Genomic DNA, 13,062 nt, shown 5'->3' with positions numbered 1-13,062 from the left:
GAATGCTTCTACAACCCGACCCGGCGTCACTCGACCTTGGGTTACCTCAGTCCTATCGACTTCGAACGTGAAGCTGGGGTAGCCTGAATGAACTTATCTCGGTGTCCACCAAACCGGCAGCAGGCCAATAGGCTCTTATCGATCGGCCCGAATATCTGTGTATTTGGCTCGGTCGATGAAATCCGACACCCCCCATTATTGCCCTAAAAATTCAGCACCAACCGGAAAGCTGAGCCGCAATTTTCAGATCGCCCTAATCCGGGAACTTGCACGGGCGAACGCTCGCAAAAATCATTTGCAAAATAAGGACTGAAGATGCTTCGCGCTGCTATCTATGCACGGTTCAGTACCGACCTTCAGAACGAGAAATCGGCCGAAGATCAGGTTGACCTCTGCACACAATTTGCTGCGCGAAACGGCTACACTGTCACCGGCATATTTCAGGACAGGGCAAAATCTGGTGCGTCAATCCACGGTCGCGTGGATCTGCAGGAGCTGCTGGAGCAATGTGCTAAAGGTCGCTTTGACATCGTGATCGTCGAGGCGCTTGACCGGCTTTCACGTGACATGGGAGACATGGCGTCCATCCACAAACTCCTGCAGTTTGCTAATGTGCGGCTCATCGGGGTCCACGAAGGCGAAGCTAACACGCTCACCGTTGGCCTTCGCGGCCTGGTTGGCCAGATGCAGCGCGAAGACAACGTGCATAAAATCCGCCGTGGCATGTCTGGGCTAGTCCGTGACGGGCTTTCAGCTGGGGGCAAAGTGTATGGCTACGCTTCGGACCCGATCAACACGGGTCACTTGATCATCATTGAGCAGGAAGCTGCGATTGTGCGGCGCATATTCGACGAATACTCGAACGGTAAATCGCCGAAACTTATCTGTCACGATCTGAACCGGGATGGTGTCAGCCCACCGCGTGGCAAGCGATGGTCACCGTCTGCCCTGAACGGCCTTGAAAATCGGGGTGCCGGCATTCTTCGGAACACTATCTACATTGGAAAGCGGTCGTGGAACAAGGTCAGGATGGTGAAAGACCCCTCCACCGGCAGGCGCGTATCCCGAGCCAATCCTCCAGATAAGTGGCAAACCTCCGAAATCCCAAGCCTTCGACTGGTCGACAATGAAGTTTGGGGCCGAGCGCAGGCTCGTCTGCAAGCCAACAAGCGCAACCGTCCTGAGTCGATGCGTCGACCCAAACGCCTGTTGTCGGGACTTCTGGCTTGCGGAGCATGCGGTGCAGGGATGTCAACGGGCGGCAAAGACAAGAGCGGCCGGGTCCGACTTCGTTGTTCGGCTCATAGCAACAGCGGCTCCTGCCCCGCACCCCGGACCTATTATCTGGAAAAAGTGGAGGCACTCGTTCTCGACAGCCTTGCTTACCATCTGGACGAACCGGACCTGATTGTCGAGTATTTCAAGGAATATGAAAACGAACGCCGTCGCTTGAACGCCGACCGGGGGCGGCTGCGCTCATCCATTGAGGAACGCATCAGCACTATCGACACCGAAGTTGGGCGTCTGGTCGAATATGTGGCGAAAGGCGTCGGAAGCCCGTCGATCTGGGGAGATAAGGTTGATGCGCTGATTGCTCAAAAGGCTGAGCTCGAAACTGAATTGTCACGGAGCGAACCTGATGACGGCAATGTTGCCCTCCATCCCACGGCGATCCAAGCCATGGCCAATGCCATCGTCAACGTCCGGGAGTTGCTGAATGCCAGCCAACTCAACGGCAGCGAGCCGGCTGCTGAAATGATCCGCATGGCGCTTCAGCGTGTGACAATCGTCTACGCTCCCGATGCCCCTGAAGGCTTTTACCTGAAAGTAGACGGCAAACTCGATGCTTTCACGCGGCGCACGGACGGAAAGGGAGCATGCGTTACGATGGTAGCGGAGGAGGGACTCGAACCCCCGACACGCGGATTATGATTCCGCTGCTCTAACCGGCTGAGCTACTCCGCCCCAAAGGGTCGCCGCGCTGGGCGAGCAGCGCCTATAGGCATCGCGTCGGCCCCGGTCAATATCCTCTGCGCATCACGCGAAATTTGCGTTCGAACGCCAGTTCCCAGGGCCCGCCGCGATAATGATGCGCCGCAAGTCCGGTAATCACGAGCGGGCGCGGACGGAAATTCCCGTCAAGATCGACGAGCAGAGCCTGCGCCGTTGCCGCATCGACCTTGTTCTGCACGGTAATATGGTTCTGCACGGTAATATGCAGCCGCGGAGTCGCACGGTCCTGCACACCCAGCAACCCATGAAAATGCTCTGCGATCCGTGCGCGTATCGCGATCAGTTCGGCACTCTCGACCGTGAAGGCGACGCCGCGGCCGAGCGAATAGACCCCCGTGACACGCGCCGCCGGCGGCGGGGTCTCTGCTCCGATCGCGCGACAAAGCCTGTCCAGTTCGCCCAGTGCCGACGGTGGCAATTGATGGAACAGCGTGATGTGGGAAGCCAGGTGATTGCGTTCCGGTGGAAAATGAGCCCGGCGCAGCGCGTCGAAAAAGCGCTGGTCGGCCGCACCCATCGCTCCAGTGATGACGATGGGCGCGGCACCAGCAGGCCGGACGGGAGGGGGGAGGCCCGGGCCACTGAACGCGAGATGGGAAGGACGTGGCGGGCGGGAGGGGGGAATGCCATCGTCCATGGGACGCCCTTTCTCGGTGGCCGCGCCTTTGGCGCACATCATGCGCAAAGACCAATCGATTAAATCGTTCAGAAATATCGTCAGTTTCGATAAGTAAAAATCACTGGATTACAGACCGTTCCAAAATTTCTTCAAGGCCAATGCCACCTCCCGTGGCCGCTCTGCAATCGCCCAATGCCCTGCACCACCAATAACAGTAAGCGGCGTGCCTGTTCGCGCTGAATAGCGCTCCGCCACCGACAGGTCGACATAGGGATCATTGGCACCCCAGATCAGTGCCCCGGGCCGCGACGGCACCGCGATATCGCGCGCCCAGTCCTGATCGAAACGAAGCCCCCTAGCCGAGCGATAGAGTTTGAGGATAGCGCGCCGCTTGTCCTTGCTGGCCCATTGCGCAGCTTCTTCGTGCGCGATGTCGGCAGGCACGCCCTGCGCCGCCAATCCTGCGGCGATCTTGCCGGGCCGACTAAGTGCCATAAAAAGCTCCCCCAATATGGGGGTATTCCAGATGCGAGCGATGCGATGGCCGCGATAGTCTGGGTCGATCACCGCGTTGGAGACGGCCCAGCTGCGGATCAGCTCGGGGCGCAGCATCGCCACGCGCTGAGCAATCAGGGCGCCCCAGTCATGACCAACGATATCGATCGGCCCGTGACGGTCGACCAGGGCCTCCGCCTGCCCGACCGCCCAATCGGCATAGACGTCCTTGGTGGCGGCAAAACGGATCGGCAGAGCATCGACAAAACCCGGAAGCGCAGGAACCGCAAGGGCCCCATCCCCCAGCTCGAGCTGTTCGAGCAACGGCCGCCAGATCGCCGGACTGTCCGGAACCCCGTGCAGGAACAGTTTTGCCACCGCCATGGGCTAAACCTTCGGCAGGCGGACGATCCAGCTCCGGTCGGTCGGTTCGATCTCACCCTCGCGATACCCGCCCGCGAGCAGCGCAGTACGGTCATCGACACGCGCCAACATCATGTAATTCCAATCGCCGCCAAGATCATAGTCGAGGCGCGCGCCCTGTCCCCTGGCGACATCGAAAATCTCGGGCGCAGTCCCGCCGGCTGCCACCAGGATGCGGTTTCCGGGCAGCACCAACAAAGTGTCCCCCAACTTGAAACGAGCATCGGCCAGATTGCCGGCCGGCGCAAAACGACCGCTGGCAGAATCGAAGCGCTCGACCGATGTCAGCTTGCCGCCATAGTCACGCTCGTCGGACCCGCCGATGATCAGGACATCGCCGTTGTCGAGCCGAACGGCGCCATGCTTATAGCGCCGCTGCTCCATCGAACCGGCGGAGATGAAGCGCCCGGTTGCCGGGTCAAAAATATCGGCACTTGCCAGTGCAATACGCGGACGTCGTTCGGCGCGGCCGCCGCCGACGATTAGGATGCGGCCATCGGCGAGCAATGTACCGGTGGCACCGCTACGCGCGCCGGTCAGCGCCCCCGTCGGCAAAAAGCGCCCTGTCCCGGGATCGAAAATCTCCGCATCCGCGCGCGTGTCGCGGCCGTCATAGCCGCCGGCAATCAGGATGCGTCCATCGGCCATCGCCACTGCGACAGGGTTGGCACGGGGCGCACTCAACGCCGGGCCCGCAACCGACCGCCGCATCGCCGGATCGAATATCTCGGTCGTCGCGGATGGACGGCCGTCGATCCAGCCGCCGATGATCAGCACGCGCCCGTCGGACAATGTCACGGCCTCCGGGCCGATGCGCCGCGCAAGCAAGGTGCCGGTGCCAGCCAGCTTCATAGAGGAAGCGTCGATGATATCGACCGTTGCGCTTTCGGGCCCTGCATCGCACCCCGACCGCACACAGCCCCCGATAGCCAGCAACTGCCCTTTCCCCGCCGCGACCAGTCGATGCGTCGCGCGGGGCGTGCCAAGATTGGGCCCTTCTTCCAGAAGGACATCGGATGACCCGATGTCGGCAGCGCCACCATCGTTCGCCATGCAGGCGGCAAGTCCGACGGCCACGATAGCTGCAATTGAAAAACCACGCATATTACCTCTCCCTTGCTCGTGCGGCTCCCGCCTTCCCAGCTGTTACATCTCTCCCCGCTCGCGGCGGAGCGCATACCATTTCTGGACATTGTCATTATGTTCGCTGAGCGTGCGCGCGAACAGGTGGCTGCCGTCGCCTTTCGCGACGAAGAAAAGATAGTCGGTGGCTTCCGGGTCAAGCACGGCGGCAATCGACGCCTTGCCCGGGTTGGCGATCGGCCCCTTGGGCAGGCCGACCATCGAATAGGTATTATAACCATTCACAGCCTGGATTTCGGACCGCAAGATACGGCGGCCAAGCGGCTTTCCTTTGGTGATCGGATAGATGATGGTCGGGTCGGCCTGCAGTTTCATACCAACGGCGAGCCGGTTGGTATAAACGCCGGCAACGGTGCGTCGTTCGGACGCCACCGCGGTTTCCTTTTCGACGATCGAGGCCAGCGTCATCGCTTCGTTGCGATCCTTTACCGCTGTACGCGGGCTGCGCTTTTTCCACAGCTCGACAAAGGCCTTGTCCATAGCCGCCTGCATGCGTTTCAATACCGCCGCCCGGCTTTCGCCGGTGGTGAAGGCATAGGTGTCGGGCAGTACGCTACCCTCCGCCGGGATCGGGACTTCGCCTTTCAGTCGTTCTTCGGCCATCAGCCGTTCCCACACCATGATCGATGGCATGCCTTCGGGAATCATAACAAAGCGCTGGACGGTCTTTCCCGATTGCAGAAGGGCAAGGATATCCCCCGCATCCATCCCCTTTTCAATCTCATACTCGCCGGGCTTGATCGGATCATCGCTGCCAAAGAAGCGCGCATGATTGACAAAGGAGGAAGCCGAGACCGTATCCGCCTGTTCCAATATCTCGCCCGCCTTTGCGATGCTGGCACCGGGCGGAATGACGACGACGGTATCGCGCGGCGCGCCGGGCGAACAGGCAGACAGCAAGATGGCAAAGATCGCAATCGTCAGCCAGCGGAATCGATGCACCAGATTCTCCTGTTGAACCCTAGCCCCAGACTCTGGCGAAGGCCGTAAAGCCACAAAAGCCCGGCACGCGCGGTTCGTTCTTGTGGCCCTTATTGTCTTAAGCTCGGACGGGATGCGCAGCCAATTGAAGATAGAGCATGACTGCCGGACATAGGGAAGAAGTTTTACAGCGCCCACCGGCTTCCCGCTGCAACCCAAGGCCTTGGAAAGGGGGCAAACCTCTGCCGCTATTATGGCGAAAGTCAAAGCCCCCGGCGGCGGATATCCTCCGGCCATCCCGCCGAACTCGCCGCCTCAGGGAGTCCTCCCCCCACAGCCACGATCGCGACCGCAAAGGGACAGAGCCAATCGGAAAGATCAGTCCTCGATCGCCTTGACGATCAGGCTGGCGTTGGTGCCACCAAAACCGAAACTGTTGTTGAGCGCCGCCTTTACCGGTCGCTTTTTGGCATTGTGCGGGACCAGATCGACACCGTCGGTGCCCTCATCCGGATTATCAAGGTTCAGCGTCGGTGGGACGATCTGATCGCGGATCGCAAGGATACAGAAAATCGCCTCGACCGCCCCGGCACCACCGAGCAAATGGCCGATCGCCGATTTGGTCGAACTCATCGAGACGGTGCCGATCGCATCGCCGAACAGGCGCTTGACGGCGCCAAGCTCGATCGTGTCGGCCATGGTCGAGGTGCCGTGGGCGTTGATATAATCGATATCGCCCGGGGTCATTCCTGCCTTTTTCAGCGCCATTTCCATCGAGCGATAGGCACCGAAACCTTCGGGATGGGGGGCCGTGACGTGATAAGCGTCGCCCGACAGGCCATAACCGACGACCTCGGCATAGATTTTGGCGCCGCGTGCCTTGGCATGTTCATATTCCTCGAGCACCACGACCCCGGCGCCCTCGCCCATCACAAAGCCGTCGCGGTCCTTGTCATAGGGGCGGCTTGCCTTTTCAGGGGCGTCGTTGCTGCTCATGTTCAGCGCCCGCGCCTGCGCAAAGCCAGCGATGCCGATGGGGCAGATCGTCGACTCAGCGCCGCCCGCCAGCATGATGTCAGCGTCGTCGTCCTTGATCATGCGTGCCGCGTCACCGATCGAGTGCGCACCAGTCGAACAGGCGGTAACGACCGCATGGTTGGGACCCATCAGGCCATATTTGATGCTAACCTGGCCCGAAATGAGATTGATCAGGCGGCCATGGACGAAGTGCGGACTGACGCGGCCCGGCCCTTTTTCGGCGAGCAGCAGGCTTTCGCTCTCGATACCCGGCAGACCGCCGATACCCGAGCCGATCGAGCAACCGGCGCGCAGCTTTTGTTCGTCGCTCATCTCGGTGAGCCCTGCGTCCTCGAGCGCCTGTCCGGCGGCATCGATGCCATAGACGATGAAGGGGTCGACCTGTCGCTGAACCTTGTGGTCGACACGCTTCATCGGGTCGAAGCCATATTCATGGTCGGCGGGCTTCACTTCGCAGGCGATGGTGCATTTCTGGTCCGATGCGTCGAAGCGGGTGATCGTCCCCGCGCCGGATTTCCCGGCAATCAGATTGGCCCAGCTCGTCTCGACGTCTCCGCCCAGCGGCGTCACCAAACCCAAACCCGTCACCACAACCCGACGCATAATCATTCCTTTCGTCGTCCCGTTTTCGGCGGGGCCCGCAAATCAATCTATCGGCGCGATCCGAACAGCGCCCGCCCATAAAAAAAGCTTCCCGGTCGCAGCGCAAGATTGCTGGACCGGGAAGCCGGAAACGCGTGGGCGGCGTCGCCGCCGCGTCCGGCTGCGCCGGACAGGGCCACTTTAGCCCTTGTTCGCTTCGATATAGTCGATCGCATCCTTGACGGTCGCGATCTTTTCCGCCGCATCGTCAGGGATTTCGACACCGAATTCTTCTTCGAACGCCATCACCAGTTCGACGATGTCGAGGCTGTCGGCGCCCAGATCGTCGATGAAGCTTGCTTCCTCGGTGACCTTATCGGCTTCGACGCCCAGATGTTCGACAACGATCTTCTTAACCTTTTCGGCCGAATCGCTCATGCACAGTTCCTTTGCTGACTATGTCGTGAATGTTGGGGTTTGCCCTAAAGCGCGGCGGCGAGGCTGGCAAGAGGCCTGGCATCGCAATCGAATGCCATACTGCCATGCGTCCCCGCTCCGCTTCGTGCCCGGTGCCGCCCTTTCTGCCCCACCTGGCACCCTGCGCGCGAGATAGGCGCACGCACCGTCCGCTTCAAGGCCCGCTTCAAGGGACGAGGGTGAAGGTTCCTTCGCCAGGCAGCGCCAGCAACTCTGGCGCGATCAGGCAGAACCCTTGCCGGCCACGACGCCGGATTCACGCAGCGCCTCAACCGACCGGTCGATAACGGCGGGCGTGATCATGAAATGGCGCAGAACCGCTTCGGGCGACGCGTTCGCCGGTTGGCCGGTATGGTCCAGTACGCGCTCCCACAGCCGGCGCCCTTCGGCGAGGTGCCCCTGCCGCGCGACGACGATCGCGCGTACCATCATATATTGCGGCTCGACATTGCTGGGCGACGGCATCTCGTTGAGGATCGCCAGCGCCTGCTCCTGCTCGCCGCGCTGCGACATCAGAAAGGCCAGCGTCACCGCCGGCACCCCAGGATAAGCGGAATCGAGATAGAGCGACTGGCGCAGCAGTTTTTCGCCCGCCTCCTCGTCGCCGCACACTACTTTGTACAGGCCCAGAAAGCCTGCCATGTCGGGATCATAGCTGTTGAGGCGAACCGCCGCTTCGCCCATCGCATTGCCCGCAGCACAATTGCCGCTGTAAAAATGCGAACGCGCCACCGCGAAAAGCCCAATGGGCACGCCGGGGCCGCTGCGATAAGCCCGCTGCGCTAGGTCGCGCGCTTCTGCGAAAATCGCCTTGCCTTCGGGCGTATCGCGCTGCGCTTGCCATTGCCCGAAACGCACCCACGACAGCGCAGACAGTGCCACCGTGTCGAGCGGCTGGGCCTCGACCGTGTCGCGCAAACAGGCCTCGACGCGGCGTGCCGACCGGGAATCGCGCATCTGGCGCATCCGATGAAACTGCGCGAGACAGGGATAGCCCGAAGCAAAATTGTCAGGCTGACGCTGGACCTGGTCGCGCACGATCACGCCATAGTCGCCAGCGACCTGCGCAATGACAGGTTCGAGGCCGTCGAATTCCGGAAGCTGCTCCTCTGTCAGGCGCAATTGCTGCGACCAGATGGTCCGCTGGTCGGCCAGGCGATTGAGCATGATGGTCACATCGGCCGGCCCATCGGTCGTCCGCACCAGCGACACGTCGATTCGATAATCGGCGCGCGCCGCTGGCACGGTGGCATCGCCGGCCCTCGCACTCATCAGATCGATCAGGTCGAAACGGCGCAGGCCGTCGCGCAGCTTTCCGTCCAGCGCCCGCGCCAGCGCCCGCGAAATCGGACTTTCACCGGCGGCCGGTGGGCTGACCTCGACCACCGGCAACGGCTGAGGCGCCGTCGCGAACAGGCCGCCAGGCCCCGCCATCTGGCGCCAGCTCACGAAGAGAGCGGCGCCAACCAGCGCAATCGCGACGACCCAGAAAAGCAGACGACGAACGGGCCAGGACGCTTCGCGTGCCGGATTCCCCATCAGCGTGGCGGGCGGCGCGACTTCGGCAGCGGCTTGGCCCGCATCATCGACCGGCGGCGCGGTCGACCGTGCTGGCGGCGGCGTGCGATACTGTACCACCACTTCATAACTACCCTGCGGCACGCGCAGGCGATGTACCCAGGCGGTGTCGCCATAATAGCGGTCGAGCAGGCTCCGGAGCCGCCCGACCATCACCCTGGGATAGCTGTCGACCGCCGGGTCGAAATCAGCGCTGCGCCCCAGCGCTTCGGTCGCGATCGCATAGGCCTTGGGCGCCGCGCGCCCACCCTGCAGACGATGTTCGACCAGGAATTGCAACAGGCGCGACAAGACAGGAGAACGGACGAACATCGGGGACGCAAGAAGCTGGTCCAGCTCCTTTGCGATGATCCGTTCGACCTCGCCATTTTCCAGTTTTTCGTTCGCTTTCGCGTCGTCCATGCTGCGCCTCAATCGCCCCGTACGGGCAGTGCCGTAGATACGTCAATCACGAAGCGCAGCCAGCCTTTGTTACTTGCTCGTAACGGTTACGGACTGCCCTTACCCCATATCAGAAAAACGCAACACCTCAAAACTTCGGCAGAAAGCGCCGATCAAAGGTTAACAACTTGTCACCAAATGGCAACACCCCGCTACGTGACCCCTTGTTACTGCTAAAAGCGGGTCGATGTTGAGACTATCTGACGGTCGCGGTGTCCCCCCACAGCGCCGCGGTCTGCCCCGGACTTCGAGTCCGGCAAGACGGATTGAAGTCGGTGGGCCAAGGGCGCGAGCTGGTCCCTGGCGCCGCTGGATACCCCGCCGACTTCATGAACAGTGACTTCGCCGGACAGGATGACAGCCCCACCTGTCGCTTGTCCGGCAAGTCCGCCCCTCCCCCTTAAACCGCATGACAAAAGGACGCAGGCGCTTTGCAGCCTTCCGCACGCCGTGGGCGGCGCGGCCCCACAGAAAAGAGGCGCCGGATCGCTCCGACGCCTCTCCTGTTTTTCAGCCCTGACGGCGCTCGATGCGCGCTCAGCTTTTGGCCGGTGCAGCCGCTTCCTTGCAGGGACCGGTATGCGTGCTGGTCATCTGCATGACCATTTCCATGTCGCCACCGGTCGGCACCTTGCCCTTGGTGGTGATCGTCACGTCGCTTTTCTTGGCTTCCAGGGTTCCCGCGATCGCCATGTCGACCGTCTGGCCGTTGGCGGTACAGGTGCCCGCAATATCGACCTTGCCGCCGCTGACGTCCTTTTTGGACCAGGTGCATTCACCGCCATTGCCCGGCCCCTTGGCCAGTTCAGCGGCGATATCTTCCTTGTCGACCTGTTCCTGCGTGAAGCACTGGTCCATGCCGCTGGCGCCTTCCATCATCTGGGTCATGCCAGCCTTCATTTCCTCCGGCATACCGGGGACCTCGAACTTCACCAGCTTCACGTCGGTCTTCCAATTTCCCGCCTCGCGCTTGGTCGTGCCGCCAGCATTCTCGGTCTTGCTGCACCCAGCCACGGCAACGAGGGCACCGATCGCCGCAATCGCCACAAATTTCTTCATACCAATTCTCCTGTTCAATTTTCCGGCCTGGTCGTTTGACTCATAGCGATTGTGGACCCGCCGCATCGATACCATATTGACCGCAATGGCAATCCAGATTCGCACCTCGCTCGACGAAATCGACACCAGTGCCGATTATGTCCCCCACCGCCCCACACGCCCCGACAAGGTCGAAGGCGGCAAGGCGTTCGAGCTGGTCAGCGACTATCAACCCGCCGGCGATCAACCGACAGCGATCCGCGAACTGGTCGAAACGGCCAAGGATGGCGAACGCGATCAGGTGCTGCTCGGCGTCACGGGCTCGGGCAAGACCTTCACGATGGCGAAGGTGATCGAGGCGCTACAGCGCCCCGCGCTGATCCTCGCCCCCAACAAGATTCTCGCGGCGCAGCTTTACGGCGAGTTCAAGAGCTTTTTTCCGGGCAATGCGGTCGAATATTTCGTCAGCTATTACGACTATTACCAGCCCGAAGCCTATGTTCCGCGTTCCGATACCTATATCGAAAAGGAATCGAGCGTAAACGAGGCGATCGACCGGATGCGCCATTCAGCGACGCGCGCGCTGCTCGAACGTGACGACGTCATCATCGTCGCCTCGGTCTCGTGCCTCTACGGCATCGGCTCGGTCGAAACCTATTCGGCGATGATCTTCGACCTCAAAAAGGGTCAGGTCGCGGACAATCGCGAGATCATCCGAAAGCTCGTCGCGCTCCAATACAAGCGCAATGACGCCGCCTTCTCCCGCGGCAATTTCCGCGTCCGCGGCGACAGCCTGGAAATCTTTCCTTCGCACTATGAGGATATGGCCTGGCGCGTCAGCTTCTTCGGCGACGAAATCGAGGATATCACCGAGTTCGACCCGCTGACCGGCAAGAAGATCGCGAGCCTGAACAGCGTCCGCATCTACGCCAACAGCCACTATGTCACCCCCGGCCCGACATTGAAGCAGGCGACCGAGGCGATCCGCCACGAGCTTGCCGAGCGGCTGAAGGAACTGGAGACCGAAGGGCGCCTGCTCGAGGCGCAGCGGCTCGAACAGCGCACCCATTTCGACCTCGAAATGATCGCCGCGACCGGCAGCTGCGCCGGGATCGAAAATTACAGTCGCTTCCTCACCGGGCGCCTGCCCGGCGAGCCCCCGCCAACCCTGTTCGAATATCTGCCCGACAACGCCCTGCTCTTCGTCGATGAAAGCCATCAGACGATCCCGCAGATCGGCGCGATGTCCAAGGGCGACCATCGCCGCAAGATCACGCTCGCCGAATATGGCTTTCGCCTGCCCTCGTGCATCGACAATCGCCCGCTGCGCTTTGCCGAATGGGACGCGATGCGGCCGCAGACGGTCAGCGTGTCCGCAACCCCGGGGACGTGGGAGATGAACCGCACCCAGGGCGTGTTCGCCGAACAGGTGATCCGCCCCACCGGACTGATCGACCCGCCGGTCGAGATCAAGCCGGTCGAGGAGCAAGTCGACGACCTAATCGCCGAAGCGAAAAAGACCGCAGCGGCAGGATACCGCACCCTCGTCACCACGCTCACCAAGCGGATGGCCGAGGATCTGACCGAGTTCCTCCATGAGGCGGGACTCAAGGTCCGCTATATGCACAGCGACGTCGAGACGCTGGAGCGCATCGAGATCATCCGCGACCTGCGCCTCGGCGTGTTCGACGTGCTTGTCGGGATCAACCTCTTGCGTGAAGGGCTCGACATTCCCGAATGCGGGCTCGTGGCGATCCTCGACGCCGACAAGGAAGGTTTTTTACGCAGCGAAACGTCGCTGGTCCAGACGATCGGGCGCGCCGCGCGCAATGTCGATGGCCGCGTCATCCTCTATGCCGACCGCGTCACCGGCAGCATGGAGCGCGCGCTACGCGAAACCGACCGCCGCCGCGCCAAACAGCAGGCCTATAATGAAGAACATGGCATCACGCCTCAGACGATCAAGCGCAACATCGGCGACATCATCGCCCATGTCGCGTCAAAGGACGGCGTGACCGTCGATCTGGGTGAGGACAAGCCTGACCACATGGTTGGCCACAATCTGCGCGCCTATATCGCCGACCTTGAAAAGCGGATGCGCGACGCCGCCGCCGATCTGGAATTTGAGGAAGCCGGCCGTCTCCGCGACGAAATCCGCCGCCTAGAGGCCGACGAACTTGGCCTGCCCGCTGACGAACAGGTCGCCCCGCGCGTCGGGCGCAGCAACGAGGGCAAGCCGGGGACGCGCAAGGGGCGGTTCGGGAAGCAGAGCAAGACGAAGTGGGGGCGCTAAG

At 61.7% G+C, this 13,062-nt stretch carries 10 protein-coding genes and 1 tRNA gene; 2 read left to right on the top strand and 9 right to left on the bottom strand.

Translation table 11 applies throughout. The features are described from left to right. Nucleotides 1-315: 315 nt before the first annotated feature. Nucleotides 316-1,932: a recombinase family protein gene (locus U0S50_RS18555; RefSeq protein WP_416195008.1), complete on the top strand. Its 1,617-nt coding sequence runs from the start codon at nucleotides 316-318 to the stop codon at nucleotides 1,930-1,932. Here the strand turns inward: U0S50_RS18555 and U0S50_RS16835 are convergent. The 9 genes from U0S50_RS16835 to U0S50_RS16795 form a co-directional block, all read right to left on the bottom strand. Beyond that, nucleotides 1,889-1,965 (bottom strand) — tRNA-Met (locus U0S50_RS16835). The genes U0S50_RS18555 and U0S50_RS16835 overlap by 44 nt on opposite strands. A 55-nt stretch (nucleotides 1,966-2,020) precedes the next feature. Beyond that, the gene (locus tag U0S50_RS16830) at nucleotides 2,021-2,530 is read right to left on the bottom strand and encodes a 2'-5' RNA ligase family protein (protein WP_322309835.1); all 510 of its coding nucleotides are present in this window, start codon (nucleotides 2,528-2,530) and stop codon (nucleotides 2,021-2,023) included. Nucleotides 2,531-2,758: 228 nt separating this feature from the next. Beyond that, nucleotides 2,759-3,511, bottom strand: coding sequence for an alpha/beta hydrolase (locus U0S50_RS16825; RefSeq protein ID WP_322309834.1), 753 nt, complete (start codon nucleotides 3,509-3,511; stop codon nucleotides 2,759-2,761). Nucleotides 3,512-3,514: 3 nt separating this feature from the next. Then, nucleotides 3,515-4,654, bottom strand: a complete 1,140-nt coding sequence (locus tag U0S50_RS16820) for a hypothetical protein (protein WP_322309833.1) — start codon at nucleotides 4,652-4,654, stop codon at nucleotides 3,515-3,517. Nucleotides 4,655-4,696: 42 nt separating this feature from the next. Next, a complete protein-coding gene (mltG, locus tag U0S50_RS16815; protein ID WP_416195007.1) occupies nucleotides 4,697-5,617 on the bottom strand; it encodes an endolytic transglycosylase MltG in 921 nt (306 codons plus the stop codon). 375 nt (nucleotides 5,618-5,992) lie between these two features. Further along, on the bottom strand, nucleotides 5,993-7,255 hold the full coding sequence (gene fabF / locus U0S50_RS16810) for a beta-ketoacyl-ACP synthase II (protein ID WP_322309832.1): 1,263 nt from the start codon (nucleotides 7,253-7,255) through the stop codon (nucleotides 5,993-5,995). 180 nt (nucleotides 7,256-7,435) lie between these two features. Continuing rightward, nucleotides 7,436-7,672, bottom strand: coding sequence for an acyl carrier protein (locus U0S50_RS16805; RefSeq protein WP_003039428.1), 237 nt, complete (start codon nucleotides 7,670-7,672; stop codon nucleotides 7,436-7,438). 261 nt (nucleotides 7,673-7,933) lie between these two features. Continuing rightward, complete coding sequence (locus U0S50_RS16800) at nucleotides 7,934-9,691, bottom strand: tetratricopeptide repeat protein (protein ID WP_322309831.1); 1,758 nt, start codon at nucleotides 9,689-9,691, stop codon at nucleotides 7,934-7,936. Between the two features lie 576 nt (nucleotides 9,692-10,267). Then, on the bottom strand, nucleotides 10,268-10,789 hold the full coding sequence (locus tag U0S50_RS16795) for a DUF3617 domain-containing protein (protein WP_322309830.1): 522 nt from the start codon (nucleotides 10,787-10,789) through the stop codon (nucleotides 10,268-10,270). A gap of 85 nt (nucleotides 10,790-10,874) precedes the next feature. Between U0S50_RS16795 and uvrB the strand changes: the two genes are divergently transcribed. Then, a complete protein-coding gene (gene uvrB, locus U0S50_RS16790) occupies nucleotides 10,875-13,061 on the top strand; it encodes an excinuclease ABC subunit UvrB (RefSeq protein ID WP_322309829.1) in 2,187 nt (728 codons plus the stop codon). Nucleotide 13,062 lies beyond the last annotated feature (1 nt).

The organism is Sphingopyxis sp., from assembly GCF_034380315.1.
Lineage (GTDB): Bacteria > Pseudomonadota > Alphaproteobacteria > Sphingomonadales > Sphingomonadaceae > Sphingopyxis.
The sequence above is the reverse complement of the archived record's forward strand: the minus strand, read 5'-3'. Positions and strand labels throughout refer to the sequence as shown.

Coding starts and splice junctions, on each gene's coding strand:
- U0S50_RS18555 (WP_416195008.1), top strand. CDS start 316: ATGCTTCGCGCTGCTATCTATGCACGGTTCAGTACCGACCTTCAGAAC.
- U0S50_RS16830 (WP_322309835.1), bottom strand. CDS start 2,530: ATGGGTGCGGCCGACCAGCGCTTTTTCGACGCGCTGCGCCGGGCTCAT.
- U0S50_RS16825 (WP_322309834.1), bottom strand. CDS start 3,511: ATGGCGGTGGCAAAACTGTTCCTGCACGGGGTTCCGGACAGTCCGGCG.
- U0S50_RS16820 (WP_322309833.1), bottom strand. CDS start 4,654: ATGCGTGGTTTTTCAATTGCAGCTATCGTGGCCGTCGGACTTGCCGCC.
- fabF (WP_322309832.1), bottom strand. CDS start 7,255: ATGCGTCGGGTTGTGGTGACGGGTTTGGGTTTGGTGACGCCGCTGGGC.
- U0S50_RS16805 (WP_003039428.1), bottom strand. CDS start 7,672: ATGAGCGATTCGGCCGAAAAGGTTAAGAAGATCGTTGTCGAACATCTG.
- U0S50_RS16800 (WP_322309831.1), bottom strand. CDS start 9,691: ATGGACGACGCGAAAGCGAACGAAAAACTGGAAAATGGCGAGGTCGAA.
- U0S50_RS16795 (WP_322309830.1), bottom strand. CDS start 10,789: ATGAAGAAATTTGTGGCGATTGCGGCGATCGGTGCCCTCGTTGCCGTG.
- uvrB (WP_322309829.1), top strand. CDS start 10,875: ATGGCAATCCAGATTCGCACCTCGCTCGACGAAATCGACACCAGTGCC.